The 25,565-nt window shown below is 68.8% G+C and carries 21 protein-coding genes; 12 read left to right on the top strand and 9 right to left on the bottom strand.

Features of this window, described 5'->3' with window-relative positions; translation table 11 throughout:
- The first annotated feature begins 3 nt into the window (after positions 1 to 3).
- Positions 4 to 1,062, top strand: coding sequence for an anthranilate phosphoribosyltransferase (gene trpD, locus DIZ26_RS11660; RefSeq protein ID WP_112240303.1), 1,059 nt, complete (start codon positions 4 to 6; stop codon positions 1,060 to 1,062).
- Between the two features lie 78 nt (positions 1,063 to 1,140).
- Here trpD and DIZ26_RS38285 read toward each other — a convergent pair whose 3' ends face one another.
- From DIZ26_RS38285 to DIZ26_RS11680, 4 genes are all read right to left on the bottom strand, one after another.
- A complete protein-coding gene (locus tag DIZ26_RS38285; protein WP_232828329.1) occupies positions 1,141 to 2,250 on the bottom strand; it encodes a hypothetical protein in 1,110 nt (369 codons plus the stop codon).
- Positions 2,251 to 2,878: 628 nt separating this feature from the next.
- Positions 2,879 to 5,770, bottom strand: coding sequence for a DUF2510 domain-containing protein (locus tag DIZ26_RS38600; protein ID WP_112240305.1), 2,892 nt, complete (start codon positions 5,768 to 5,770; stop codon positions 2,879 to 2,881).
- A 50-nt stretch (positions 5,771 to 5,820) separates the two neighbouring features.
- The gene (locus tag DIZ26_RS11675) at positions 5,821 to 6,108 is read right to left on the bottom strand and encodes an Lrp/AsnC family transcriptional regulator (protein ID WP_112240307.1); all 288 of its coding nucleotides are present in this window, start codon (positions 6,106 to 6,108) and stop codon (positions 5,821 to 5,823) included.
- A gap of 438 nt (positions 6,109 to 6,546) precedes the next feature.
- Positions 6,547 to 8,352, bottom strand: a complete 1,806-nt coding sequence (locus DIZ26_RS11680) for a DEDD exonuclease domain-containing protein (RefSeq protein WP_112240309.1) — start codon at positions 8,350 to 8,352, stop codon at positions 6,547 to 6,549.
- Positions 8,353 to 8,526: 174 nt separating this feature from the next.
- Here DIZ26_RS11680 and DIZ26_RS11685 point away from each other — a divergent pair, with 174 nt between their 5' ends.
- The 8 genes from DIZ26_RS11685 (at position 8,527) to DIZ26_RS11720 (ending at position 18,332) form a co-directional block, all read left to right on the top strand.
- Positions 8,527 to 9,834 carry an NYN domain-containing protein gene (locus tag DIZ26_RS11685; protein ID WP_112240311.1) on the top strand — a complete coding sequence of 436 codons (1,308 nt, stop codon included), beginning with the start codon at positions 8,527 to 8,529 and terminating at the stop codon, positions 9,832 to 9,834.
- A gap of 298 nt (positions 9,835 to 10,132) precedes the next feature.
- Positions 10,133 to 10,978, top strand: a complete 846-nt coding sequence (locus DIZ26_RS11690) for a DUF559 domain-containing protein (RefSeq protein WP_232828276.1) — start codon at positions 10,133 to 10,135, stop codon at positions 10,976 to 10,978.
- 360 nt (positions 10,979 to 11,338) lie between these two features.
- Entirely contained in the window at positions 11,339 to 11,524 is a 186-nt protein-coding gene (locus DIZ26_RS11695) for a hypothetical protein (RefSeq protein ID WP_332872725.1), read from the top strand.
- A 253-nt stretch (positions 11,525 to 11,777) separates the two neighbouring features.
- Positions 11,778 to 12,836 (top strand): C40 family peptidase, encoded by a 1,059-nt coding sequence (locus DIZ26_RS11700; protein WP_112240316.1) that lies wholly within the window; start codon positions 11,778 to 11,780, stop codon positions 12,834 to 12,836.
- Positions 12,837 to 13,106: 270 nt separating this feature from the next.
- Positions 13,107 to 14,603 (top strand): hypothetical protein, encoded by a 1,497-nt coding sequence (locus DIZ26_RS11705; protein WP_232828277.1) that lies wholly within the window; start codon positions 13,107 to 13,109, stop codon positions 14,601 to 14,603.
- Entirely contained in the window at positions 14,596 to 15,849 is a 1,254-nt protein-coding gene (locus tag DIZ26_RS11710) for a M48 family metallopeptidase (RefSeq protein ID WP_232828278.1), read from the top strand. The genes DIZ26_RS11705 and DIZ26_RS11710 overlap by 8 nt, the downstream gene beginning before the upstream one ends.
- Positions 15,846 to 16,958 carry a glycosyltransferase family 4 protein gene (locus DIZ26_RS11715; RefSeq protein ID WP_112240322.1) on the top strand — a complete coding sequence of 371 codons (1,113 nt, stop codon included), beginning with the start codon at positions 15,846 to 15,848 and terminating at the stop codon, positions 16,956 to 16,958. The genes DIZ26_RS11710 and DIZ26_RS11715 overlap by 4 nt, the downstream gene beginning before the upstream one ends.
- Before the next feature lie 219 nt (positions 16,959 to 17,177).
- Positions 17,178 to 18,332 (top strand): alanine--tRNA ligase-related protein, encoded by a 1,155-nt coding sequence (locus DIZ26_RS11720; RefSeq protein WP_112240324.1) that lies wholly within the window; start codon positions 17,178 to 17,180, stop codon positions 18,330 to 18,332.
- A gap of 14 nt (positions 18,333 to 18,346) precedes the next feature.
- On the opposite strand, the gene DIZ26_RS11725 is transcribed toward DIZ26_RS11720, so the two are convergent.
- Complete coding sequence (locus tag DIZ26_RS11725; protein ID WP_112240326.1) at positions 18,347 to 19,816, bottom strand: carboxylesterase/lipase family protein; 1,470 nt, start codon at positions 19,814 to 19,816, stop codon at positions 18,347 to 18,349.
- Between the two features lie 36 nt (positions 19,817 to 19,852).
- The gene (locus DIZ26_RS11730) at positions 19,853 to 20,851 is read right to left on the bottom strand and encodes an EamA family transporter (protein WP_112240328.1); all 999 of its coding nucleotides are present in this window, start codon (positions 20,849 to 20,851) and stop codon (positions 19,853 to 19,855) included.
- Between the two features lie 162 nt (positions 20,852 to 21,013).
- On the opposite strand from DIZ26_RS11730, the gene DIZ26_RS11735 reads away from it, so the two are divergent.
- Together DIZ26_RS11735 and DIZ26_RS11740 are read left to right on the top strand one after the other, a co-directional pair.
- The gene (locus DIZ26_RS11735) at positions 21,014 to 21,427 is read left to right on the top strand and encodes a MarR family winged helix-turn-helix transcriptional regulator (RefSeq protein ID WP_198676044.1); all 414 of its coding nucleotides are present in this window, start codon (positions 21,014 to 21,016) and stop codon (positions 21,425 to 21,427) included.
- Positions 21,420 to 21,824, top strand: coding sequence for a hypothetical protein (locus DIZ26_RS11740; RefSeq protein WP_198676045.1), 405 nt, complete (start codon positions 21,420 to 21,422; stop codon positions 21,822 to 21,824). The genes DIZ26_RS11735 and DIZ26_RS11740 overlap by 8 nt, the downstream gene beginning before the upstream one ends.
- Here DIZ26_RS11740 and DIZ26_RS11745 read toward each other — a convergent pair.
- Positions 21,811 to 22,479, bottom strand: coding sequence for a hypothetical protein (locus DIZ26_RS11745; protein ID WP_198676046.1), 669 nt, complete (start codon positions 22,477 to 22,479; stop codon positions 21,811 to 21,813). The genes DIZ26_RS11740 and DIZ26_RS11745 overlap by 14 nt on opposite strands.
- A 50-nt stretch (positions 22,480 to 22,529) precedes the next feature.
- Positions 22,530 to 23,507: an ArsR/SmtB family transcription factor gene (locus DIZ26_RS11750; protein WP_112240332.1), complete on the bottom strand. Its 978-nt coding sequence runs from the start codon at positions 23,505 to 23,507 to the stop codon at positions 22,530 to 22,532.
- Positions 23,508 to 23,575: 68 nt separating this feature from the next.
- Here DIZ26_RS11750 and DIZ26_RS11755 point away from each other — a divergent pair, with 68 nt between their 5' ends.
- Complete coding sequence (locus DIZ26_RS11755) at positions 23,576 to 24,685, top strand: MFS transporter (protein WP_232828279.1); 1,110 nt, start codon at positions 23,576 to 23,578, stop codon at positions 24,683 to 24,685.
- A 135-nt stretch (positions 24,686 to 24,820) separates the two neighbouring features.
- On the opposite strand, the gene DIZ26_RS11760 is transcribed toward DIZ26_RS11755, so the two are convergent.
- A complete protein-coding gene (locus DIZ26_RS11760) occupies positions 24,821 to 25,564 on the bottom strand; it encodes an SDR family oxidoreductase (RefSeq protein WP_112240334.1) in 744 nt (247 codons plus the stop codon).
- Position 25,565: the final 1 nt, after the last annotated feature.

Raw genomic sequence — 25,565 nt, forward strand, 5'->3', positions numbered from 1 at the left:
GCGATGACTGCCGGTACTACGGCACGCGGGTACACCTGGGCCCAGGTGCTCAATCCGCTGTTGCGCCACGAGGATCTCGACGCGTCGGCGACGGCGTGGGCGATGGAGCAGATCCTGTCCGGCGCGGCGTCTCCGGCGCAGCTGGCCGGCTTCGTGATCGCGTTGCGGTCCAAGGGCGAGACCGTCGTCGAGGTCGAGGGCCTGGTGGCGACGATGCGCGACTTCGCCACGCGGATCGACGTACCGGGGCGGACGCTGGATGTCGTAGGTACCGGTGGTGACCAAGCGCACACTGTGAACATTTCCACGATGTCCGCGATCGTTGCCGCCGGCGCCGGAGCGAAGGTGCTCAAACACGGCAACCGGGCTGCTTCGTCGGCGTGCGGTGCTGCCGACGTACTGGAAGAGCTCGGGATTCCACTCGACCTGACCGCGTCGCAGGTGGCCGCGGTGGGGGAGTTGGCCGGCATCACGTTCTGCTTCGCGCCTGCGTTCCACCCCGCTCTGCGGCATGCCGCCGTACCGCGTCGTGAGCTCGGCGTGCCGACGACGTTCAACTTCCTTGGCCCGTTGGCGAATCCGGGCAACCCTTCGGCGCAGGCTGTCGGGGTTGGGGATTCACGAATCGCCGGGTTGATGGCCGGCGTACTGGCTCGGCGGGGGATCGACGCGCTGGTGTTCCACGGCGACGACGGGCTGGACGAACTGACCACGATGACGACTTCGCAGGTGTGGACGGTCGGACGTGGTGTTGTGGAGGGGCCCGAGACGCTGGATCCGCGGGAGTTGGGGATCGAGCCGGTTCCCGCCGAAGCGTTGAAGGGTGCCGACGCGACGTACAACGCGAAGGTGGTCCGGGCGCTGCTCGACGGTGAGCGCGGGGCGGTGCGCGACGTCGTACTGCTCAATGCCGGTGCGGCGTTGGCTGCGCATGACGGGAGCACGGGACCGTTGGTTTCGCGGATTCGCGCTGGGATGGACCGGGCGGTCGAGTCGATCGACTCGGGTGCGGCGAAGGCGTTGCTGGAGCGGTGGATCGCCGCTTGCGCTGAGGTGCGCTGAGAGTCTGTTGAGCTTCGCGGTCTCTTGATGAGAACAGCCGCCCGCTTCCGGTGAGGGAGCGGGCGGCTGTTCTGTTGGTCAGTTGTTGATCTTGATCTGAGCGACGCGGCTGCGCCAGACGGGCAACCACTGCGGGGTCGAGCCGGCGATGTCGCCGATCGAGACGGCCGCCGTACCGTCACCGCGGTCGATCACCGCGATCAGGATGACGGAGTACGTCTCCTTCAGCTTCGGCACCTTGACCGGGATCCGGGCGGTGATCTCGTGGCCGGGGTGGCCGCCGACCGTGATCGCGCGGTGGGTGACGGCGTACGGCTTGGTGTTCGCGTCGTACAAGCGGGTCAGCGCCATGCCGCCGGCGGACTGGGCCGCTTGTTTGAGACCGGCCGGGCTGTTCGTGTAGGGGACGTCCTTGGGAAGCTGGCCGAAGGACACATAGTTGCCCCAGCTGCCCTTGCCGTCGTACTTCGCGTGCACGGTCAGCCACGTCGCGGCGCCGCCGACCATTCCGCTTCGGTCGAAGTTGTCGCTCCACTGCGAACTCATCAGCGGCATCGTGTCCTTGTTGAAGGCAACAAGAGTGGAGCCGACGACCTTGCCGACCGGCGGCGGTGTCGGCGACGGGCTCGCCGACGGATTCACCGTCTTCAACGGCGTCTTCGCCGACGGCACCGCGACGGGCGTGACGGCATCGGCCTTCGACCAGATCCAGTTGACACTCCAGACAGCAGTCAGCAACGCCACCACCACCAGCAACGCCGCCCCCACCAACCGAGGCGTCCGCGTCGAATCTCCACCACCCGCCGACTTCAGCCGACGCCCAACCACCCCATACCCGTCGTCGCCACCCTCGACCCCAACACCAGCCTGCCCGCCGTACTGCGCCCCAGCCCCGTACTGCCCGCCACCCTGCGCCCCGGGCCCGTACTGCGTCAGCGCACCACCTTGCGGCGGCCCAGCGGCATACTGCGGCTGCGACCCAGCCCCGTACTGCGGCAGCGAACCGCCTTGCGCCCCAGCCCAGTGCTGCGGCTGCGAACCGCCCTGCGGTCCTCCGTACTGCTGCTGCGGCCCACGCCCGTACGGCGCCTGCCCACCACCCTGCTGCACCGGACCACGCGGCGGCTGCCCACCTTGCGGCCCGGCCCAGTTCTGGGGTGGCCCACCTTGCGGTCCAGAACTCTGCACCGGTTGCCCGCCACCTTGCGGCCCGCCCCAGTTCTGGGGCGGACCACCTTGCGGTCCAGATCCCTGCACCGGTTGCCCGCTACCTTGCGGGCCGGCCCAGTTCTGTGACTGCGCACTACCCTGCGGCGGCAGCTGCTGCCCCGGTCGGCCCTGCGCCGGATGCCCTTGCACAGTAGGAAACTGCGGCTGCTGCCCACGTACCGACTGCTCTGAACGGACCTGCGGCGGACCCACCTGATCCTGCGGCCGACCCACCTGATCCTGCGGCCGACCCACCTGATGCTGCGGCCGACCCACCTGCGGCCGAACCACCGGCGCCTGTTGCCCCGGCAACACCTGAGACGGCCGGCTTTGTGGCTGCTCAGCAGACGGAAAAGCCGGCGGCGGAGGAGGCGGAGCCGGTGCCCGCGACTGTCCCCCCAACGGATCTCCCACCGAGGCACCCCCCGACAACGCATCCGAAGACAACGCATCCGCCAAACTCGACCCCACCGACGGCCCCACCGCCAACACATCCGACGAGCGATCCGAGGCGGGGTGCGGGTTGGGCGGTCCGGGCGGCGTGGCGGGGCGCGGGGGTGCGCTGTGCCTGGCCGGAGGGCGCTGGGGCGGTTGCGGGGTCTCGTTCTCAGCCAACGTTGATTCCCTTGTAGACCTGGCTTTCGGCCGCGATCAGGTCCGGCCGGTTCGTGGGGATGTCGCTGATGTAGCCGACTGCGGTGCCGTCACCGAGGTCGAAGACGGCGACAGTCAGCGTCAGCACCTTCGCGGTGATCTTCGGCGAGTTCACCGTGACCGACTGCTGGTAGTACCAGCCGGCCTTGCCCGAACGCTTCACCGGTCCGTTCCGCAGCGGCTTGAACGTCACCGGGATGTCGCCGTACATCGAACTCTGGACCTGGAACGACAGATCCGAAGCGGTCGCCTGCGTGTTCCCGTTGAACAGGGTCGCCGTACCGAGCGCGCCGACGAACACATCGGCGTACCAGTCGTTCTTGCCGTCGAAGTTCTCTTGCAGCAGCACGTACTGGCCGCTGGAGTTGAGCAGTTGCGGTACCAGCCGCTTGCGGTCCGACCACGGCGGCCGCAACCGCGGGAACGAGATCGCGTCCGAAGCGATCCGTGAACCCTCGTGCAGCTTGGGATTCTTCGACTGCCCGGGCGAAGTGGTGCTCTGCGGACCGGTCGGTTTGGTCGTCGGTTGGGAGGTGGGCGCCGAGGTCGGCGCCGTCGTCGGATCGGAGCTGGCGCTGGTCGGCCCGCTCGACACCGGAGCGGTCGGCGACGTGGTCGGATCGGCGGTGTTGTCGTTCCGGTCCTTCAAGATGAAGAACACCGCCGCCACAACGATGAGCACCAAGCCCACCGCCGCCGCAATCACCACCGTCGTCTTGTTGCCCCCAGCACCCGATCCACCCGATCCGCGCGCCCCACCCTTACGCCCCGAACCCTTGTCCCCACCATCCCCGCCATCCCACTGCCCAGCCCCACCCCGCTGCCAGCCAGTAGTCGTCTGCGTCCCCCCACCCTGCCACTGCTGCCCCGCCCCTTGCAGCGCCACCCCACCGCCCTGCCAAGCCCCACCCTGCGCGCCATCAACGCCCTGTACGCCGCCCTGCCCAGCCCCGCCCTGCTCAGCAGCCCCCTGCCACAAACCACCCTGCCCGCCGCCCCCGACGCCCTGCCCACCAGCGGCCCCACTCCACCCGCCAGCACCACCTTGCGCCGCATCACCCTGCTGACCAGCAGCCGGCTCCCACAGACTGGCCTTCCCATCCTCGCCAGTACCACCAGCAGTCCCAGCCGCACCGGCACCAGCCCAGCCGCCGCCACCTAGTACGCCGCCCTCCCCGCCCCCGCCCGCTTCGCCAGCGCCCTGCCACAAACCAGCCTGCGCACCGCCACCGGCACCCCCAGCGCCCTGCCCCGCAGTAGTCGCCTGCCACGGGCCGGCCTGCACACCGTCGCCGGTGCTGCCAGCGCCTTGTCCCGCAGCGGTCGCTTGCCATGGGCCGGCCTGCACGCCGTCGCCGGTGCTGCCAGCGCCTTGTCCCGCAGCGGTCGCTTGCCATGGGCCGGCCTGCGCGGGGTCGCCGGTGCTTCCAGTGCTCTGCCCGGCGGCGGTGGTGCCCCAAGGTCCGGCATCGACCTGCGTTGTGTCGCCTTGGGGTGCGGTGACATCGCCGGGGGTTTCGCCGGCTTGGGTGTTGTTTGCTTGCCAGATTGCGGTGGCGGCTTCTGGGTCGGCGCTCTGGTTGTTGCCCCAGGCCCCGATGTTGCCAGCTGCCTCGTTGCCTTGTGCGTCAGCTTTCTGGGTTGCGGGGTTGGGCTGCCAGCCGCCCGTCGCCGCCTGTGCGGTGGAGTCGCCCGGCTGAGCGCCGGTTGTCTGCCACGGCGTACTGGCTGCGGTTTGCCAGCCACCACTCGTGCTTTGCTGCGTACCGGCGTTCCAGCCTTCGCCCGTGTTGACCTGCGTTGGTCGCGAGGTCCAGCTCGTCGGCGCCCATTCCTGAGTTTGCGACTCCTGGTCGCCACCCTTCCGCGCCCACGAACCAGCAACCACGGTCGCGTCACCATCACGACCACCATCGCCGTCACCGGACACACCCGCATCCCCCGACGCGCCCGCATCACCTGAGGTACCTGCGCCGGCCGACGTACCTGCGCCATCCGATGCGCCCGCATCAGCCGATGCGCCTGCGCCTGCCGACGTACCTGCGCCATCCGATGCGCCCGCATCAGCCGACGCGCCTGCGCCTGCCGACGTACCTGCGCCACCCGACGCGCCCGCATCAGCCGATGCGCCTGCGCCTGCCGACGTACCTGCGTTGCTCGTTGCGTCAGTAGGAGCTCCGGCGCCGTTGGCAGCGGCCGCGGCGGCGGCGGCGAGCTTGCCTACGCCGTTCTCCGCTGCCTTGGGCTCGGCGTTCGAGTCGGAGTCGTCGCCCGACGTACCGGGCATCGGCTCGGCCAGCTTGAGCTTCCAGCGGCCCTCCGGTGCGTCCTCACTGTCAGAAGTTGCTGCTGCGCTGGCTGACGGTTTGGCGTTCGGATCGATCGGGCGGGCTGGCTGCTGAGTCCAGTGGTTGGCAGGTACCGGAACCGGCGCCACCTGAGTCCAAGTCGCCTTGGCCTTCTCGGCGGCGCTCAGTTTCTCGGCAGCAGCCGCCGCGGCAGCCGCGTTCTCATCTGAGTTCGCTCGAGTTGAGTTGAGCTGACCCGACCTCGCCAGATCGGAGGCCCCTTCACCCGACGTCGCCTCGGTCGAGCTGGTGGCGGCGTTCGCAGTACCGGCTGGAGCAACGCTCGGCGAACCGGTCGAAGTCGAGTCGTCTGAGCCGTCAGCACCGCTTGATGTGCCTGCGGAGGCGCTCGGTTTGGTCTCGGCAGTGGGTGAGGCGGGGGTTTCGGTGGGGACCTCGGTTTCGGTTTTGTTGGTCCACTGCGTCCCGTTCCACCAGCGGATGGTGTTGGCCTGTCCGGTGGGGTCCGGATACCAGCCCGCGGGAGGGTTGCTCATGGGTTCACCGTAACTTCAGCTCGTGTCAGAGAGGGGGCGGATTCCGGCTCTCAGGCGCCGTCCTCCTGGCCCAGGCTGAAGGCCGCCTCGAGGTCGTGGGTGGAGTAGGTACGGAACGCGATGTGCGTCTCGGTGCTCAGTACGCCGGGCACGCGGTTCACGTGGTCGGGGATCACGGTCGCCAGGTCGTCGTGGTGGGCGACCCGGATCATCGCGATCAGGTCCAGCCCGCCGGTCACCGAGTACACCTCGCTGACGCCCTCGATCGCCGCCACCTGTTCGGCGACCTCGGGAATGCGTGCGACGTCGGCCTTGATGAACACGATCGCGGTGACCATGTCGTCCTCTCCTCGAACCCGGAACCCCGGAACCAAACCTCGAAACCTGCCGCTGCAGCATAATGCGCCCCGCACACCCGACCCCGATCGCGCCGCTCACCCGACCTCGAGCGCGCCGCTCACCCGCCCCCGATCGCGCTGCTCGCCCGACCCCGGTCGCGCTGCTCACCCGATCCCGATGGCGCCGCTCGCCCGACCCCGGTCGCGCCGCTCACCCGATCCCGATGGCGCCGCTCGCCCGACCCCGGTCGCGCCGCTCACCCGAGCCCGATGGCGCCGCTCGCCCGACCCCGAGCGCGCCGCTCACCCGAGCCCGATCGCGCCGCTCGCCCGACCCCGAGCGCGCCGCTCACCCGACCCGGTCACGCAGCTCGATCGCCCCCGATCCCGCCGCTCGACGCACCGCGTTGTGCTGCTCGGTGGAGCCGTGCTGGGGGCTCAGCTGGCGCGGGTGGCTCCGAGGGGGCGCATTCGGCGGCGGCGTTCGCTCGGGTGGTGGTGGTCTTCGGAGTAGGAGTTGTCGAGGCGGCTCACGTGGCGGCCGGCGCCGCTGATGGGGCAGGTCCAGGTGCCGTCCATCTCGACCAGGCGGATGCCGGGGGAGTCGAGCCAGCGCAGTACGAGCTCGATCTCCTCGGGCGAGGCGCTCGCCACCGGCCCGATTCCGGGCAGGACCGTCTCGGCCGAGGCGCGCAGCATCTCCAGGTACTTCCGCGGATCCGTCCCGCGCGGGCTGATCCCCGCCGCGGCCAGCCGCCCCCGCCGGATCACGTGCAACTCCCAGCCGCCGTCATCGGTACGCCGAGCCGCGCAGATCTCCGCGCACCCCGTCAGCGACGACATCCGCTGCATCTTCGCGCTGCTCCGGACGAACGCGCTGAGCCGATCACGATGCACGGCCGCGTCCTCGAACCGCTCGTCGGCCGACAGTACGTCGATCCGTCGGTCCAGCGCCTCGACGACGGGCGCCGGGTCGACGGTCAGCGCCGAGCGCAGCGCGGTGACGAATTCGCCGTACGAGTCCGCCGAGATCCGCCCGTCGCAGGGCGCCACGCAGCGGCCCATCTCGGCCAGCACACACGGTGAGACGGACGGCGTCCGCGACATCCGGACCGTGCACTGGCGGATCGGGAACGCTTCGTGCAGCGCCGCCATCGCCCGCTCGGCCGTCTTCCGCGAGCTGAACGGTCCGAGATACCCGGCGTCGTCGTCGCGCACCTGTTTCACCAGCGACAGCCGCGGGAACGGCTCGACGGTCACCTTCAGCCAGTGCTGCCGCTCGGGGAACTTCGACCGCCGGTTGTACCGCGGTTTGTGCTCCGCGATCAGCCGCAGCTCGCGGATCTCGGCCTCCAGCGCCGTCCCGCACTCGATACCGCGGACGCCGGTGGCGATCCCGATCATCTCGCCGATCCTGGTGCGGGTCTCGGAGGCGGTGAAGTACGACCGGACGCGCGTACGCAGGTCCTTCGACTTCCCGACGTACAGAACCTCGCCGCGGTCGTCGGTGAACAGATAGACACCAGGTGCGTGCGGCAACGACTCGGCCAGGTGCCGCTTCGCGCGAACCTGCGGCGCGACGCGCGCGGAGTACGTCTGCAGGTCTTCCAGGGTCTGTACGCCGAGGGAGCCGACCCGCTCGAACAAACCGTGCAGCACGTCGACGGTGGCCCGCGCGTCGGACAGGGCGCGGTGATTCGGGGTGGTGGTTGCCCGGAACAACTTCGCGAGCGTGCCGAGTTTGCAGTTCGGCGCCTCGTCGGGCGTGATCACCCGGCGGGCCAGCAAGGCCGTGTCGACGACGGCGAAGTCGGGCCAGTCATAGCCGTGGATGTGGCTGTCGTGTTTCAGGAAACCCATGTCGAACGGCGCGTTGTGGGCCACCATCACACAGCCCCGCGCGAACTCCAGGAACGCGGGCAGCACCGAGTCGATCCGGGGTGACGAGGCAACCATCAGGTCGGTGATGCCGGTCAGTACGGCGATGAAGGGCGGGATCGGCTCGGCCGGATTCACCAGGGTCTGGAATTCACCGAGCACCTCGCCGCCGCGGACCTTGACCGCGCCGATCTCGGTGATCCCCGAGGCGCCCGGTGCGCCACCGGTGGTCTCCAGGTCGACCACGCAGAAGGTGACGTCGCGCAACGGCGTACCGAGGTCGTCGAAACTCGGTTGCACACCACGGATCGGCATGACCGGCGCGGGCGCCGGGGCAGCGGCGTGATCCGGCGATGGGCTGCTCATGGCCAAGACGCTAGAAGGCCCCACCGACAATTCCGCAGGTGACACGCGATCGGACCGACTACGCTCTACACATGCGTACACAAGCGATCACTGCGAATCCGGGCGTCGGGCCCGGTCGTTGTGGTCTGCGTCACTGGCGGAGCCAGGCAGCCGTTCCGGCCGGACTGCGGACCGGTGGCTGAGGCCGGCGCCGCCGCGAGCTCCGCTGCCACCACCTTGCCCGAACCGGTGCGGCAACGGGTTCTCACCCTCGCCGCCCAGGCTCTGGGTCAGCTGCCCGCGACCGACATCCCACCCCCGCTGCGGCGGTTCGCCAGTTTCGCGCCCGGCAAGCGCGCGAAACTCTCGGCATCCGTACTCGGGCCGATCCTCGACACCGACGAGCATTTCCGCCGGCTGATCGCGTTCGAGGTACGGCGTGAGCACCCCGAGCTGGGCGACGCGGTCGCCGAGGGCATCCCGGTGCCCGCGGCCGAGCCGGTGGAAGTGGCCGCGCTCGCGTATCTACTCCGGCCCGGCGACTGGGAGCAGCGGGTCGCAGACGCTGCCCAACTTCCGGTGGAGCAGCCGAAGCACGACGACGAGGTGGTCCACCGGCTCACCGAGCAACTCGACCAAGCCCGGACCGAGACGCGGCAGGTGCGCGAACGTTTGCGCGAGCAGGTCACCGAACTCAAGGCGGAGAACGTCACGCTCCGCCGCAAGCTGAACGAGGCGCGCCAGCGGATCACCGGCCTGCAAAGCGAGCTCGAACTGCGCACCGTCGAGGCGAACACAGCCGACGAACGCGTCGACGCGGCCCGCGCCGAAGTCGACCGTGAGCTGCGCAAACTCCGGGCGCGCATCACCGAACTGGAGGCGGTCGAACACGCTGCACGCCGTACTGCGGGGCAAGAGCGCGAACTCATCTCGACCAGGACACGTCTGCTGCTCGACACCTTGGTCGAGGCCGCAGGAGGACTCCGTCGCGAGCTGGCTTTACCGCCCGGGGGAGACCTTCGCCCGGCCGATACCGTCGCCGGGGTGGAGCCGTCCGCGTCACCGGTCGGCCGTTCCGCGCCAGAGGACGATCCCGCGCTCTTCGACGAGCTCCTGGCCCTTCCGCAGGTGCACCTGATCATCGACGGTTACAACGTCACCAAAACGGCCTGGCCGAACTCCCCGTTGCACTCCCAGCGGCAACGCCTCGTCACCGCGCTCGGCGCGCTGGTCGCGCAACGGCGAATCGAGGTCACCGTGGTCTTCGACGGTGCCGAACTCTCCGGTCCCGTCCAGCTCACCCCGCCCCGCGGCGTACGCGTCCGCTTCAGCCCCGCCGGCGTCATCGCCGACGAGGTCATCCGCCAACTGGTCCGCGCAGAACCCCCAGGCCGCCCGGTCGTGGTCGTCTCCACCGACCGCGAAGTAGCCGACAGCATCATCACCATGGGCGCCAGAGCCCTCTCCGCCAAAACCCTCCTGAGCCGCATCACCCGCGCCTGACCCACCCAGCACGCCGGTACGCCGTCCCCGTACGCCGCCATGCCATCCCAGTACGCCGGCACGCCGTACGCCGGTACGCCGTCCCAGTACGCCGGTACACCGCGCTCCTCCGACCTCACGCTGCTCCGTCGCGTACCGACGGACAGGAGGTCCGGCCGTACTGCGGCCCGCCGCGCGGCCGCTGAGCCTGCTCGCAGCGAGTCGCGAGGGGATACCTCCTGTCCGTCGGTACGCGCCTGTGGACAACGCTCGACGCCGATCGGCCATCAACAGGCAGGGTTTGCTGATGGAGGCGGTGATGCAGATACTCGTGCGAAGCGGCGGGCGCGCAACGTTCGGCGAGTTGGTGGCGGGCAGTTCTCGTCGTGCGGTCGCCAAGGCGGTGAAGTGCGGCGTGATCGAGCGGGTTGCCCGCGGCATCTACGTGCGGTCCGGATTGTTCGCGGCCCAACGCGTTGCCATCGCCTACGACGGAGTCCTCTCGCACCTGAGCGCAGCGGAGTACTGGAGCCTCCCGCTCCTCACCCCACCAGAACTGCCACACGTCACTGTCCCGCCTAACAGGCATTCACGCTCGGGCCCACCGGCGGTTCTCCACTGGGCACAGATCGATCCGGGCGACCTCCCCGGCCGGACGACTTCAGTCACGCGCACCGTCCTCGACTGCGCGCGGATCCTTCCGTTTGCCGAAGCACTGGCCGTGGCCGACGCCGCGCTGGCCAAAACGAGCATCCGCCGTTCGGACCTGGTGGCGGCAGCCGCACGAATGCGCGGGCCTGGAACGCCGCAAGCCCGCCGGATCGCGGGCGCGGCGAACGCGTGGGCCGGCAGCTTCCTCGAGTCGGTACTCAGGGCGGTGCTGCTGGACGCCGGGATCGAGGGATTCGAGCCGCAGGTGGTTGTCGAGGCGGGTTCGTTCCGGGCGCGGGTCGATCTCGGTCACCGGCAGGCGCGAATCGCGGTCGAGGCCGACGGATACGAGTTCCATGGCGGCCGGCACGAGTTCGCGGCCGACTGCCGGCGGTACGACGAACTGGTGGCGGCGGGCTGGCTGGTACTCAGGTTCACCTATGAGCAGGTGCTGTCGAACCCCGACTGGGTCGTCGCTACGATCCGGCGCGCGCTGGCGCAGCGTCTCGCGTGAGCCTGAGCGCTCCGTAGTACGAGGTGGCTTGAGTGGGCTGCGATCCGGGGGTGTTGCCGTGGTCCGTTGTGTACCGACGGACAGGAGGTGTCGCCTGTACGGCGGGTTGCTCGGGCTCGCCTGAGGCCGAAATCCGCGGAGCGGCGGGATAAATCCCGAGAGTGACGCGATACCTCCTGTCCGTCGGTACACGCCGGGGTTTGGGGGAGGGGGCAACGGGTTGGGGCGGAAAAGTGTCGGAGGGGCCCTCTAGCGTCCTTTTCAGCCGGGTGCAAGTCCGGGTGCTTCCCCACTTTGGAGGATGTTGTGCTGATCGACTGCGACGCGTGTGTGATGAGAGGTCCGGGATGCCGTGACTGCGTGGTCACGGTGCTGCTCGGGATGCCGCCCGAGCAGAATTCGATCCGGGTGGACGACGAGGAGCTCGCCGCACTCGGCGTACTGGCCGAGTCGGGTCTGGTGCCACCACTGCGCCTGGTACATGCCGTCAGCAGCGTCGAGCCAAACGCTGCTGCAGAAGGGGATCCGGCCGCCGACGCCGTCTGAGAGCTCCGCTGGAAAGGCTTTCCGGACGTTAAGTTTGGATCAAACCAGAGGGGCGAATTGCGTCGGTCACGAATCGGTTACTACTCTTACCTCTCGTTGCCCCAGCGTGCCGGTTGACCAGACCGGCCGGGCAGCGACTAGCCGAGGTGTGACCCGCCGGGTCGTTCGGGAGTTACAGCGGTAGGACTCCCGAACGAGAACCAGGCGCGGTCGACGGGGACGGCGTCGAGCACAGGAAGGGACCGACCAGGCTGTGTCCACCGGCCGCTTTAACCGCACCAGGGGTATTGCCCTCGCCGCCATCACCACCACCGCAGTAGCCGCGGGCGTGCTTTTCATCCAGGGCGCCGCGGACGCGGACCCGAAGCCGACTCTGGCGCAGGCGAAGGCCCAGGTAGCGGATCTGCAGGAGAAGGCCGAGGTCGCCGGTGAGGCGGCCAACGAGCTCCGCGGCAAGATCAGCGCCCAGCAGGCCAAGGTGAAGGCACTGCAGGCCGGGATCGCCAAGCAGCAGGTCCAGGTCGATGCGGTCAAGCGGCAGATCGGGTCCCTCGCGGTCGCCGGCTACCAGACCTCCGGGATGTCCACGACGGCGCAGTTGCTGCTGTCGACGAACCCCGACCAGTTCCTGAGCCAGGCCTCCACGGCGCAGGCGTTCGCCGGCCAGCAGAACTCGGCGCTCCGCAAGTTCCAGGATGCCCAGGGCAAGCTCTCCGACCTGCAGGCCAGTGAGCAGAGCGAGCTCGCCGCGCTGCAGGCCGTGAAGGCGCAGCAAGAAGGTCTCAAGAAGCAGCTCCAGGCCAACCTCGACGCCGCGGAGAAGGTGCTCGGCAAGCTCAGCGACGCCGATCGCGCCCGGATCCAGGCGGAGAACGAGAAGGAAGCCAACGACGCCCGCGCCAAGCGCCCGAGCCGCGACAAGGGCCGGATGGACGACGACCTGCCGAACGTGCCGGTCAGCGGCCGCGCCGGCATCGCCGTCCAGGCGGCGCTGGACCAACAGGGCGACAGCTACGTGTGGGGCGCCGACGGTCCGAGTTCGTTCGACTGCTCCGGCCTGACGATGTACGCCTGGGGCAAGGCCGGCGTCTCGCTGTCGCACTCGTCGGCGGCGCAGTACGGCGAGGGCCGCCGCGTCAGCCGCTCCAACCTGATGCCCGGTGACCTGGTCTTCTTCGGCAGCCCGATCCACCACGTCGGGATGTACATCGGCAACGGCAAGATGGTGCACGCGCCTCGTCCGGGCAAGCCGGTCCAGATCAACGACGTCGACTACATGAGCGGGTACGCCGGCGCGGTCCGCCCGGGCTGATCCTCGCCTCTGACATGATCGGCGGCTCCGGGGCAGGTCCCCGGAGCCGAGTCATGTCACCGGCCGAGTGCTTCACTGTCCGGAGCGGCAGATGATCCCTGGGACATTAGAGTGATGCCCCGGACCGGGGCAGCTGAGCAGCGAGGGGCCGAGGTGATCGACGAACAAGGCGGCACCAGGCCGGCCGATCCGCCGACCCCGGCTGCACAACCGGCCTCGCGACCGGCTGATTCGTCGCGGGCGGTTGATCCGTCGCGAGCGGTTGATCCGATGGCTCCTCGGTCGGCCAAGCCGGTGTCTGATCAGACGACGATTCTGATCCCGGCCCAGCATGCCGCCGGCGGCGGCGCGCCTTTGCTCGGCAACCTCAAACTGACCAAGCTCAGCAACCTCAAACTCAGCAACCTGAAGCCTGGCAACCTGAGGCTTCCCGCCAACCTGTCGCCGGTGCTGCTGAAGCGAGTCGCGCTGGGCATGGCAGTCGTCGTGGTCGCCGGGGCCGGGTACGCCGGCCTCCGCAACGTCGCCAACGCCCCCGCCGACCCCGGCGGCGCGCACGGCCACAACGGCGTACCGGGCCAGAGTCAGCCGCCCGACGAGGCCGCTGAGGGGGTACGCCGCGCTGTCGAGGGCGAGGCGGTCCTGCAGCGAATGGCCGACGCGGTCAAGACCGACAGCCGCGGTACGTTCATGAGCACGATCGACCCGCAGGCGAAGGCGTTCGACGACCAGGCCCGCACGGTCTTCAACAACCTCGGAAAGTTGCCGCTGGCCACCTTCCAGTTGCGCTACGTCAGTGACGACCCCGGCGCGCTCGAGCCGGATCGCAAGAGCGCCCTCGGCGGCACCGAGTCCTGGCTCGCGCAGGTCGAGGTGTCCTGGCAACTCACCGGGTACGACGCGAAACCGGCGCGCGAGACGATGCCGGTCACTTTCGTCACCAGAGCCGGTACGACGTACGCCGCGTCGTTCAGCGAACGGTTCGTCGCCGGCCAGCGCCGGCCGATCTGGGCGCTCGGCGCGATCGATGTCGCCAAGGGCACGCACAGCCTGGTGATCAGCCTCAACTCGCAGGCGAACGCGGACGACTACGCCGCCGTGGCCGACAAGGCGGTCGAATCGGTCAGCAAGGTGTGGGGCAAGAACTGGCGGCAGAAGACCGTCATCTACCTGCCGTCCAAGCAGGCCGAGATGGAGTCGGTGCTCGGCGCGCAGCCCGGCACCTACACCCAGATCGCCGCGGTGACGATGGCCGAGCTCGACACTCCGCAGGCGGGCGCGCCGGTGCGGATCGTCGCCAACCCGAAGCTGTTCGACGAACTGGGCAAGCAGGGCCGCCGGATCGTCCTGACGCACGAGACCACCCACGTCGCCTCGACGGCGACCGCCTCGCCGGTGCCGCTGTGGCTGGCCGAGGGGTTCGCCGACTACGTGGCCTTCACCGCGGTGTCCGTTCAGGACGAGTCGGCGGCGAAGGAGCTGTTCAAATCGATCCGGGCCGGCAAGGTGCCGAAGGGGCTTCCGCCGCCGGACGCGTTCTCCGCCTCGTCGACGGACCTGGCTCAGTCGTACGAGGCGGCCTGGCTGGCCTGCCGGCTGATCGGCGAGCGCGACGGTCAGGCGAAGCTGGTGAAGTTCTACCGGGCCGTGCACACCTCGAAGAGCCCGACCGGCCTGGCCGACGCGTTCCGCACGGTACTCGGTACGACGGAACAGGAGTTCGTCGCCGACTGGCAGAAGTACCTGCAAAGGCTCGCCGGTGTCTGAGCCGGTGCCCGGACCGGTGCGAAACGCCGTACCCCGGGTGGTCGCGCTGGTGCTGGCCGCCGCCCTGATCGCCGTGATCGCGACGACGACACCCTGGCACCTGATCGACCTGCCGAAGCCGGACGCGACGCTCGACTTCACCGCGGCCGAGATCGACCGGCAGAACCAGTTCCGGCACGAGTTGTTGCCCTGGTCAACCGCTTCCTGGGTGCTCTCCCTCCTGGTGCCGCTGGTCATCGGCTTCACCCCGCTCGGCCGTCGCCTGTACGACGCGATCAAGCTCCGCTGGTACTACGCGGTGCCGATTCTCGTTGCAGGGTTGGGATTGCTCGCCAGCCTGGTGACCGTGCCGACCGACGTGATGGCCGAACGAGTCGCCCGCAAGTACGGGCTGTCGACCCAGGACTGGGCACTGTGGATCCGCGACCGCGCGGTCAATTGGTTACTGATGGCAATCGTGTTGATCGCGATCGCGCTCGGCCTGGTCGCCGTGGCGCGCCGTTGGCGGACCTGGTGGTGGGCCTCGGCCGCGATCGCCGGCGCCGTTCTGGTCCTCGGTATCTCCTTCGTCTATCCCGTCCTGGTGGAGCCGCGCTTCAACAACTTCACCTCGCTGGCACCCGGCGCGCAACGCGACGAGCTGCTTCAGTTGGCCAAGCAGGACGGCGTACCGGTCAAGGACGTCCTGGTGGCGGATGCCTCGAAGCGGACCACCTCCCTCAACGCCTACGTCTCCGGCTTCGGATCGACCCGAAGGCTCGTCGTGTACGACACGCTGCTCAAGGACGCTCCACCGGCGCAAGTGCGGCTCGTCGTCGCTCACGAGTTGGGCCACGCGGCCGAGGGCGACGTGCTGCACGGCACCTTCATCGGCGCGCTGGGCGCAGCCTTCGCGGTCGTCCTCCTGCGGTTGTTGCTCGGAGCCCGCATGTCCGACCCACGCCACACCGCTTTGCTGTTGGCGATGATCACCGCCGGTACTGCGTTGTCAGCACCCGTTCAGAACCTGGTGAGCCGCAAGATCGAGGCCCGCGCTGACTACCACTCGCTCCGCCTCACGAACCATCCGGTCGACTTCGTTGCCATGGAGCACCAGTTGTCGGTCACCAACATCTCCGGCCTGAACCCGAGTCGCTGGCGTTACTGGATGTTCGCGAACCACCCGACCCCACCGGAGCGGATCGCGATGGGCCGGGCCTGGGCGAGCGAGCACGGATCGGCGGTCCCGCCGCTGGTCCCGCGATGACCGTTCTCGTCGTCACCAACGATTTCCCCCCACGCCAGGGCGGGATCGAGACCTTCGTCCGCTCGCTCTGCGACCAGCTGGACGACCTGATCGTCCTGACCGCCAGGATGCCCGGCGACACGCAGTACGACGCAGGGCTGGCGTTTCCGGTCGAGCGCGACCGTACGTCGATGTTGTTGCCTACGGCACGCATCACAAGACATGCGGTCGACGTGATGCGCCGCTATCAGGCGGATCGCGTGCTTTTCGGCGCCGCCGCGCCGCTGGGGTTGATGGGGCCGCCCCTTCGCAAGGCCGGAGCGAGGCGGATCGTGGCGATGACGCACGGCCACGAGACCTGGTGGGCCGGCCTACCGGGAACCAGGCAGGCGTTGCGGCGGATCGGCGATGCGGCCGACACGGTGACCACGGTCTCGAACTGGTGCGAGGGACAGATCACGAAAGCCCTGTCCGACAAGGCGAAGGTCCGCAGGCTGACGCCAGGAGTCGATACCTCCAGGTTCTACCCCGGCTGCGGTGGCGAGCAGGTGCGCAAAGGCCTTGGTCTGGAAGGGGTTCCGGTGGTGGCGTGCGTGTCGAGGCTGGTCGCGCGCAAGGGACAGGACACGCTGATCCGTGCCTGGCCGCGTGTGCTGGCCGAAGTACCGACGGCTGTTCTGCTCCTCGTCGGCGGTGGGCCGGCGCGAGAACCGCTGACCGCACTCGCCAAGACGATGGGCGTGGAGCACGCGGTGCGCTTCACCGGAGCGGTGCCGTGGGCCGACATCCCGCCGTACGTCGATGCGGCGGACGTCTTCGCGATGCCGTGCCGGACGAGGCGGTTCGGGCTGGAACCGGAGGCGCTCGGGATCGTCTCGCTGGAGGCCGCCGCGACCGGGAAAGCGGTGCTGGTCGGCGATTCCGGCGGCGCCTCCGACACCGTGCGGCACGGGGAGACCGGGTATCTGGTGGATCCGTACAACCCGGTCGCGGTCGCCGTCCGGCTCGTGGAGTTGCTCACGGATCCGGCCAAGGCGCAGGCGATGGGCAGGGCCGGTCGCGAGTGGGTCGCGGCCGAGTGGACCTGGCAACGATCGGGACAGACGCTGCGCGAGTTGCTCGAGGTGTGACGCCAACCTCGTGGACAAACCCCGCGGGAGTGTGTGTACTCTGGGTCCCATGCATCAGATGTCGCGCCTCGCAGCAGCCGTACGAGCTTCGTGCTCTCCGGCTGCCGCTGCCTGACATCTTCTTCGAAACCACCGGCGACCGGAAACGGTCCGCCGGTTTTGTTTTGCCCGAAAACCAGGCTCACCTTTCCGGTCCACACCCCGCAAAGGAACCCAGAAATGAGCCTCCAGAAGACCTTCATCGACTTCTTCACCGACCGCGGCCACGTGCCCACCACGGGCTCGTCGCTCATCACGCGCCCCGGTGACCCGGTCCTGTTCACGACCTCCGGCATGCATCCGCTGACGCCTTATCTCGAAGGCGAACCACATCCGATGGGGCGCAGGTTGACCGGGGTGCAGCGATGTCTGCGAACCACCGATCTCGACGAGGTCGGCGACCGTTCCCACCTGACCGTGTTCGAGATGCTCGGATCGTGGTCACTCGGCGACTACGGCAGCGAGCAGACGCTGCGGTGGGGGTACGAGCTGCTCACCGAGGGGTACGGCATCGATCCGAGCCAGCTGTACGTGACCGTCTTCGGCGGAGACAACCAGGTCGAGCTGGACCAGGAATCGCTTCGCACCTGGCAGTCGCTCGGCGTGCCGATCGAGCTCACCACCGACGACAACTGGTGGTCGAACGGCCCGACCGGTCCGTGCGGTCCCGATTCGGAGATCTTCCTCTGGACCGGCAACGGTACGCCGACCGGTACGCCGTCCACCGACGACCGCTGGGTCGAGGTGTGGAACCACGTGATGATGCGCTACCGCCGATTCGACGACGGCTCCCTGGAGCCACTGCAGCAGCGCAACATCGACACCGGGCTCGGACTGGAGCGGCTGACGATGCTGCTCGAGGGCAAGGACTCGGTGTACGAGACGTCACTGTTCGAGCCGTGGATGCGGATCGTCCCGAGCCTGTGGAAGCTGGACCTCGAATCGCAGCGGATCGTCATCGACCACCTCCGGTCGAGCATGGTGATCGTCGGCGACGGCGTGCACCCGTCGAACACGGGGCGCGGTTACGTGCTGCGCCGACTGATCCGCCGGGTGCTGACGCTGCTCTGGCGGGTCGACGACGGCTACACCGTGTCGGAGCTGCCGATGGAGCTGTACAAGCACACCCTCGAGCACTTCCATCAGGGCGAACTGCCGACGCTGGTCCGCCGGATCCTGATCGACGAGGAGATCAGGTTCGCGAACCTGCTGGAGCGCGGCCGCCGGATCATCAGCCACGAACGGTTCCAGAAGACGCTCGACCAGAGCGACTTCAACTACCTGCACGAGACGCACGGCCTGCCGCGTGAACTCGTCCAGTCGCTACTTCCGTAGCGGCGTCTGTTCAGCTACTTCCGTAGCAGGGCCAGTTCGTCGCCGCGCGGATCCGCAAGCTGCCGGGACTCCGGGTGATCGAAGCTCATCACAGGCCTCGAGGTCGTGTCGTACTGCGACCAGCCCGGATCCCCGGTGGTGGCGAACGCCACCCAGGCCGCGTGCATCCGCTCGGCCAGCGCCTGGGGCGGATCGTCACCCTGCAAGGGCGATCGGTCGTTGGCCAACGTGTCGAACACGAACGGAATCTCCAGCGCGTGGCAGGACCCGAGCCCGGGCAGCGGCGACTTCCAGTTGAACTCGTACACGTACGCCGTGGAGCTGGTCGCCTCGGCGAGCCGGATCGTCGGCAGCAAGAAGGAGGCGTCGCTCGCCACCGCGGTGTAGATCTCGCCCGGAGATTGCCCCGGCCGATTGGCGGCGTACGGACCGGCAAGGGCGGGGTCGAGACCCGCCCGGCTGAGCAGCACGGGCAGCGTCTCGGCGGTGATACCGGCGGCGATCCAGCTGGGCACGGTGAAGAACCGGAACTCTTCCGTGGTCGTCCCGACGAGCAGGTCGACGCCTGCTGCCGCGCCACCGGCGATCGCGTCGAGAGGCAGTTCGTGGATCAGCTCCCCGTCCACCACCGGGAAGAACGGCATGATCCCGCCGCCCGCCTTGACCACGCTCGCACCGAAACGGGACGGATCCGGGTTCAGCCGGAGGTCGACCGATACGGCCTGCTGGGCCTTGATCAGCTCAGGAATCGGTACTGCGCCCAGTGCCTCGGGCGTCGCCTCGATGCCGAGCCGCTGCGCCAACTCGGCCGTCATCAACCGCGCATCACTGGCCAGGGCCACCGCTTCGGCCGATCCACTCTGCACGATCGCCCGCTGGAACAGGCCCTCCGAGGCCGCCAGCGACAGCAAGGTCGCGACACTCATCCCACCAGCAGACTGCCCGAAGATCGTGACCCGGCCGGGATCGCCGCCGAACGCCGCGATGTTCTCCTGGACCCAAGCCAGCGCAGCCAGTTGGTCGAGCAGCCCGCGATTACTGGGCGCCCCCGCCACGACGCCGAAGCCGGCGACCCCGAGCCGGTAGTTGACGCTGACCAGTACGACGCCGTCGCGGGCGAAGGCCGTTCCGTCGTACGCCGGGGCTGCGTTCGAGCCGTTGCGGAAAGAGCCGCCGTGGAACCAGACCATCACCGGCAGTCCCGAGCCGCCAGGCGTCCAGACGTTGACGTTGAGGAATTCAGGGCCAGGGATGATCGGGTTGCTCAGCAGTTTGTCGAACGGCGGGTCGTACCCCGGTTGCGGAGCGGTTGCGCCGAGCGAGGTGGTGGCGCGGATGCCGTCCCACGGCGTCACCGGTTTCGGCGCGGCGTACAGGTCGGCACCTTGAGGTCCGGCGGCATACGGGATGCCCAAGTAGGCGGTGACACCGTCCTTCGTCGACCCGCGAACCTGGCCACCCGTTACTGCCGCGATCGGATCCATCCGCCCATCGTGCCACCCGCTTCGAGCGGCGGTGGCTCAGAGCGTGGCGCGGTGGAGGGCAGGTTCTGACGGCTCGGGATCGCTGGTGGCCGGGAGTTCGCCAGGGGTCACCTTGCCGACGGACGACTGCGCGACGAAGGCGCCGAGCAGAACGATGACGCCACCGATGATCTGGTTCGTCTTGAGCGTCTCGCCGAGCAGGATCCAGGCGAACAGGCTGGCCGCGACGACCTCGACGTACGCGACTGCTCCACCGATCGCCGCGGACAAGCGCTGTACTGCGGCGGCGCCGGCGAGGTACGCGACGACGGTGCTGACGATGATGAGCCAGGCGGCGAAGATCCAGCCCGGCGCGGAGCGGTGGCCGATCGCAATCGTGTCAGTCAGCGAGTGCCACGGGACGGCCCAGGGTGCCGAGATCGCCGTCAGCAGGATCGCGCCCACGACGCTGCCGGCGGCGGTCATCACCAGCGGATCCGCAACGCCGGTGAGCTTGTCGATCAGGATGAAGTACGTCGCCTGGCAGGCGGCGGCCGCGAGCCCGGCCAGCAGACCGAGCAGGTCGAGTTGGAGTCCGGACCAGACCTCGACCACGGTGGCGAGCCCGACGAGAGCGATGGCCACGCCGAGCGCGGCAGCCCGCGGTACGGCGACCTTCCGGCCGAACTTCAGCCAGCCGACCACGAGCACCGGCCCGGTGAACTCCAGCAGGATCGCCACGCCGACCGGCAGCCGGCTGGCAGCGATGAAGAACAGTGTCTGGCAGCCGGCGATCCCGGTCAGGCCGTAGAGCACCAATTGTGGCCAGGACTTCCGCGCGGCGAGCACCCCGGCGCGGCCACGGAGGATGAGCACCAGCGGGACGAGGACGACGGCACTGCCCAGAATGCGCAACCAAGCAGCCTGCTCGGGGGAGAAGCCGGCGCCGATCAGAGCCTTCGCGAACGGCCCCGAACCGCCGAAGGTCAGCGCCGAGAACAAGGCGAACCCGAGCCCGATCGACTTGGTCCGGGCGGCATCCGGCGTCGCGTGCATCTCAGCTCCCCACTCGTCGTCCAGGCCGATTCCTGTACATGGGTGTAACTGTTTCACACTCATTACACGCCCGTCGAGAGCAATTCCAGCTGGTGAGCGGTTGCGGGCAGATACTACGAATCCGTATAGTACGGAATCGTGATATCCGAATCGGAAGAACCTGTGCGACTACTGCTGGAGTTGCAGCGGGCGACCCACGCGACGCTCCAAGAGCTCACGGCGAAACTGGTGGACCTCGATCTGTCGCCGTCCGAGATCAACGCGCTCGGCAACCTGTCGGACGGCCGGGCCCGGACCGTGTCGGAGCTGGGTGCGGCGATAGGGATCAGGCCGACCACGCTGACCGGCGTACTGGATCGGCTCGAGCGGCGGGGCTGTCTCACCCGGGGCGCCCGGGCGGGGGATCGCAGGGCGGTCCTGATCGAGCTGACGGAGTACGGACGGGAGACGGCGGGAGTGATCGCGGCCGCTCTTGCGGAGATCGAAGACCGGGCCTTGGCGGATCTGCCGGTAGAAGTAGTCCGCAACTTTCGCCGGGTGCTCAGGGCGCTGGCGGGAGGAGGTAGTGATGAGTGATTTCGAGGCGTTGATGACCGAGACGCTGCGGACGGCCGACCGGTTCGGGCATCGCGAGCATGTGCGGCTGACCTGGCTGGCGGTTCGCCGGCACGGGGTGGCGGCCGCGATCGGCCTTGTCAGTGAGGGGATCCAGCAGACCGCGCGGTACGCCGGTGCGCCGCAGAAGTATCACGCGACCATGAGCAGGGCGTGGGTGGAACTGGTCGGACACCACGCGACGGAGGAGCCGGTCGACGACTTCGACGCCTTCGCCGACCGTAATCCGGCGCTCCTCGACAAGCGTCTGCTCCTGCGTTTCTACAGTTCGGCAACCCTGGCGGACCGGGCGGCAAAGGCAGGTTGGGTGGAGCCGGACATCGCACCGTTCCCTTGGCAGAGAGCTAGAGAACGTTGACCGCGCGGGCGGCGACGATAGCGATGGTCAGCAGGGACACGCCGGACTGGAATCCCATCAGCGTCTTGGCGCGGGCGGTGAGTGGCATGGTGTCGGTCGGACTGAAGGCAGTGGCCGCGGTGAAAGCGACGAACAGGTAGTCGGTGAAACCTGGGAGCCAGTCCTGCCACCCGGGCAGGTCGAGCGTCATCTGGGGGAACAGCAGGTCCGCACGCTCCTCCTCGTGCTCGTGCTCGGGCATCCGCGCGAACGGCCCTCCGCGATCGATCTCCCAGTACCAGACCGCGAAGGCCACCACATTGGTTACCCAGATCAGCAACGCGGCCTTCACCAGCACCAGACCGTCGGTGCTGTGATCGCCGAGGTAGACGATCATCTCGAGCAGGTAGAGCGCGTTGATCCCCACCAGCACCGCCAGCAGGATCAGCTCGACCTTGCGGAGCCATGGCTCGTCCACGTGCAGGCGGAGCGGGTTCGTCCAGACCAGCGGCACCAGCAGCCCGGCACCGAAGGCGGGCAGCAACCAGCGCGGCAGGTCCATGAGCTGCGGCGGTACTGCGAGCTGTAGCCCGAGCACCACGATCACCGCCAGCGAAGCGGGCCACCGACGGGTGTGTCGCATACTGGGCGCGGGCGCCTTCGGTACCTTGCTCACCGCAGCATTCTGACCCGCATTGCCTTGTCCTGGTGGGATGTCAGCCCACGTCAGCCCACCGAGGCGTCGACGACCGCCTGCCCGACGTCCGTACGCCGGTAGTGCACCTGGTGCCCCGTACGTCGTCTGCTCACCAGACCCGCCCCGTGCAGCGCTCCCAGGTGCTCCGCCACGGTCCCCAGAGCCAGCCCGTACTGCGCTGCCAAAGCGCTCGTCGTCGCGGGTGGATCCAGCGCGACCAGCAGCGTCGCCCGGGTGCGGCCGAGCAGCGTCGCCAGTGGATCCGGGGGAGCCGGTGCGTCGGACCAGAGCCGGGCTGCACCACGAGCCGGATACACCACCGTTGGCTGGTAGCCGGTCGCAGTCACCAGGACCAGATACGGCCAGGCGAAGACTCCTGGTACGAGCAAGAGCCCTTGGCCTTCGAGTTCGCGGTCCTGCTCCCGGAACTGGGACGTGATCAATCGGTCGTCGGCCCAGGCCAGCGCAGGGTGCAGATCGTCGAAAAGCTTCGCCAGTCCACCCGAGGTGAGCTGGTTGCCCCGGTAGGCGAGGTCGTCCTCGAGGACCCGGCTGATCAGCGGCCAGTCCGGCTCGATCAAGGCATGCCAGGCGGCCTCGATCTCGGCCGCGAACCCTTCGCGTGCCGCGGCCGGATCGGTCAGCATCTTGTTGATCGTCGGCGCGCCCGGATTGTTCCGGGTGTCGCGGGACTGGATCAGCTCGGCCCGCACCTGGTGCAGAGGCGTACTCCGAACGCGCGCGATCTCCGTCTCGAACCGGGCGCGCGAAGCCTTCGGCGGGGGAGTGAGGAAGTCGGGCGTGTAGCCGGTGCGCGGCTGGACGGCTCGCAGCAGCTCCAACTCCAGGCCGGCCGTCGCGTCGGCCTTGGCCGCGACCCAGGGCGAGTACAGCGGCCGGTGGCGCGGCCCGTTCAGCACCCGGACCGCCGAGATCGTCTCCCACAACGGTGAGATCCCGAACCGGCACCGCAGCGCGTCCGCCTGACCGAACTTGAGAATCGTCACGGCTGGGAACTTTCGGTCATAGCCGAAAGAGTACGCGCGCCCGGAACGCCCGGAGCACGCTCTCTGCCGTGTCCACCTCGATCTCCGCCCACCCCGCGGGCTACAACTCCGTACTACGGGTGCCCGGCCTGCGGCCGGTCTTCATCGCCCACGGTGTCTCGATGGCCGGGTCGGTCGCGGCCGAGGTCGCGCTCGCGATCATGATCTTCGAACGGACCCGGTCGCCGTTGCTGTCCGCCTTGGTGCTGGTCTGTTCGTTCCTGCCGTACGCGCTCGGCGGAGCAGTCCTCTCCTCGATCGCGGACAGGTTCCCGGCCAGGCCCGTCCTCGTCTGCTGCGATCTGATTTGTGCGGCCGCGATCGCGGCGATGCTGATTCCGGGCATGCCGGTCGCGGGTCTGCTCGCCCTGCTGCTGGTGACCGGCGTCGTGGCTCCCATCTTCGCCGGTGCGCGGGCCGCAAGCCTGGCTCACCTGCTGGATGCCGAGCTGTTCCCGGTCGGCAGGTCGTTGCTCAGGGCAATCGGTCAGCTGACGATCCTGACCGGCTTGGCGATCGGATCGGTCGCCGTCGCTGCGGTCGGGCCCAGTTGGCTGCTGACGCTCGACGCCGCCTCGTTCGCGGCATCGGCTGTGCTCATCGGGGTGGGCACGCCATCGACGCCGAGGAGCGGCACGGCAACTCGTAGTACGGTGCGGGAATCCCTTGCTGGGTTGGGATATGTCTTCGGCAACCCGCGGCTCCGGCGACTGGTCGTGTTGTCCTGGGTCGTTCCGGCGTTTTCCTCGATGCCGGACGGGCTGGCCGTCGCCTACACCGGCCAGCTCGGCGTCGCCGCGTCGCTGGCCGGTGCGCTGTTGACCGGCTATGCGGTGGGTTCGATCGTTGGCGAGCTGGTTGCTTCGCGGCTCTCGCCACGTGTGCGGAGGCGGCTTGTGGTGCCTCTGATTCTGCTGACCCAAGTGCCCGCGATCGCCTTCGTGGCCGAGCCGCCGGTCGCCGTCGCCGCGGTGTTGCTGGCGATCTCGGGGTCCGGCTACGCGTTCAACCAGGGGATCGATCCGCTGGTGCTCGCCGCCGTCGAGCCGGCGTACCGGGGGAGGCTGTTCACCGTCCAGACCAGCGGGTTGATGGCGATTCAGGGAGTGGGGATCGCGCTGGCGTGCTCGGCACGCTGATCCGGCCGAATCTGGCGATCTGCGTGGGTGGCGTGGTCGGGACGGTGACGACCATGGTGCTCGCCCGGAGAGCGCTTTCGGGCGACTGACCGGCGTACCGGCCGAACTGGTGCGCCGGCGTACCGGCTTGATTGGTTACCAGGGGATGGAGTCGTCGGGGTTGGGGCCGCGGGAGACGCCGGTGGGGCCGTCGGCTGGGAGGGTCGCCAGATAGACCGGTGCGGCGGCTCCGTCGGCGACCGTGCGGTTGCCGCGGGGGATGGGCGCGCCCGCGTTGATATCGGTGGGGACCAGACCCGGCGTGGCGGCGTTCACCTTGATGCCGTCGGCCCGGAGCGCGGCGGCGTACGAGAGCGTCAGTGCGTTGAGCGCGGCCTTGGACGAGCTGTAGGCCAGCAGTTGATGCTTGGACTGCGGGCTCTCGAAGTCGCTCAACTTCGCGAGCGACCCGAGGCTGCTGGAGATGTTGACGATCCGGGCATTCGGCGACTGACGGAGCAGCGGGATGCAGGCCGATGTCACCGTCACCACGCCGAAGACATTGACCTCGTACGTCGTCCGCAGGTGCTCGGCCGTCAGATCGACCAGCGCGGTGTCCCACTCGACGGCGATCCCCGCGTTGTTGACCAGGACGTCGAGCCGGCCCGCGTCCGCCTCGATCGCCTTCACCGCGGCAGCGACCGAGTCGGGGTCGGTCACATCCAGCTGGACGAACCGGACATCGCCGTCGCCGGCCAGTTCCGCCGCGGCGGTCCGGCCGCGTTCGTTGTCGCGGGCCCCCAGATAGACGGTCAGCCCCAGCGTTGCGAGTTGCCGGGCGATCTCCCGGCCGATTCCTTTGTTGGCACCGGTGACCAGTGCGACCTCATTGGTGTTCATG

Origin of the sequence: Kribbella monticola, assembly GCF_003261635.1 — a bacterium.
Taxonomy (GTDB): domain Bacteria; phylum Actinomycetota; class Actinomycetes; order Propionibacteriales; family Kribbellaceae; genus Kribbella; species Kribbella monticola.

Excerpts from the sequence above, each read along its gene's own strand:
- DIZ26_RS11680 (WP_112240309.1), bottom strand. The coding sequence starts at position 8,352 with ATGAGCAGCCCATCGCCGGATCACGCCGCTGCCCCGGCGCCCGCGCCG.
- DIZ26_RS11725 (WP_112240326.1), bottom strand. The coding sequence starts at position 19,816 with ATGGATCCGATCGCGGCAGTAACGGGTGGCCAGGTTCGCGGGTCGACG.
- DIZ26_RS11690 (WP_232828276.1), top strand. The coding sequence starts at position 10,133 with ATGCAGATACTCGTGCGAAGCGGCGGGCGCGCAACGTTCGGCGAGTTG.
- DIZ26_RS38600 (WP_112240305.1), bottom strand. The coding sequence starts at position 5,770 with ATGAGCAACCCTCCCGCGGGCTGGTATCCGGACCCCACCGGACAGGCC.
- DIZ26_RS11715 (WP_112240322.1), top strand. The coding sequence starts at position 15,846 with ATGACCGTTCTCGTCGTCACCAACGATTTCCCCCCACGCCAGGGCGGG.
- DIZ26_RS11730 (WP_112240328.1), bottom strand. The coding sequence starts at position 20,851 with ATGCACGCGACGCCGGATGCCGCCCGGACCAAGTCGATCGGGCTCGGG.
- DIZ26_RS11675 (WP_112240307.1), bottom strand. The coding sequence starts at position 6,108 with ATGGTCACCGCGATCGTGTTCATCAAGGCCGACGTCGCACGCATTCCC.
- DIZ26_RS11760 (WP_112240334.1), bottom strand. The coding sequence starts at position 25,564 with ATGAACACCAATGAGGTCGCACTGGTCACCGGTGCCAACAAAGGAATC.
- DIZ26_RS11740 (WP_198676045.1), top strand. The coding sequence starts at position 21,420 with ATGAGTGATTTCGAGGCGTTGATGACCGAGACGCTGCGGACGGCCGAC.
- DIZ26_RS11720 (WP_112240324.1), top strand. The coding sequence starts at position 17,178 with ATGAGCCTCCAGAAGACCTTCATCGACTTCTTCACCGACCGCGGCCAC.
- trpD (WP_112240303.1), top strand. The coding sequence starts at position 4 with ATGACTGCCGGTACTACGGCACGCGGGTACACCTGGGCCCAGGTGCTC.
- DIZ26_RS11705 (WP_232828277.1), top strand. The coding sequence starts at position 13,107 with ATGGCTCCTCGGTCGGCCAAGCCGGTGTCTGATCAGACGACGATTCTG.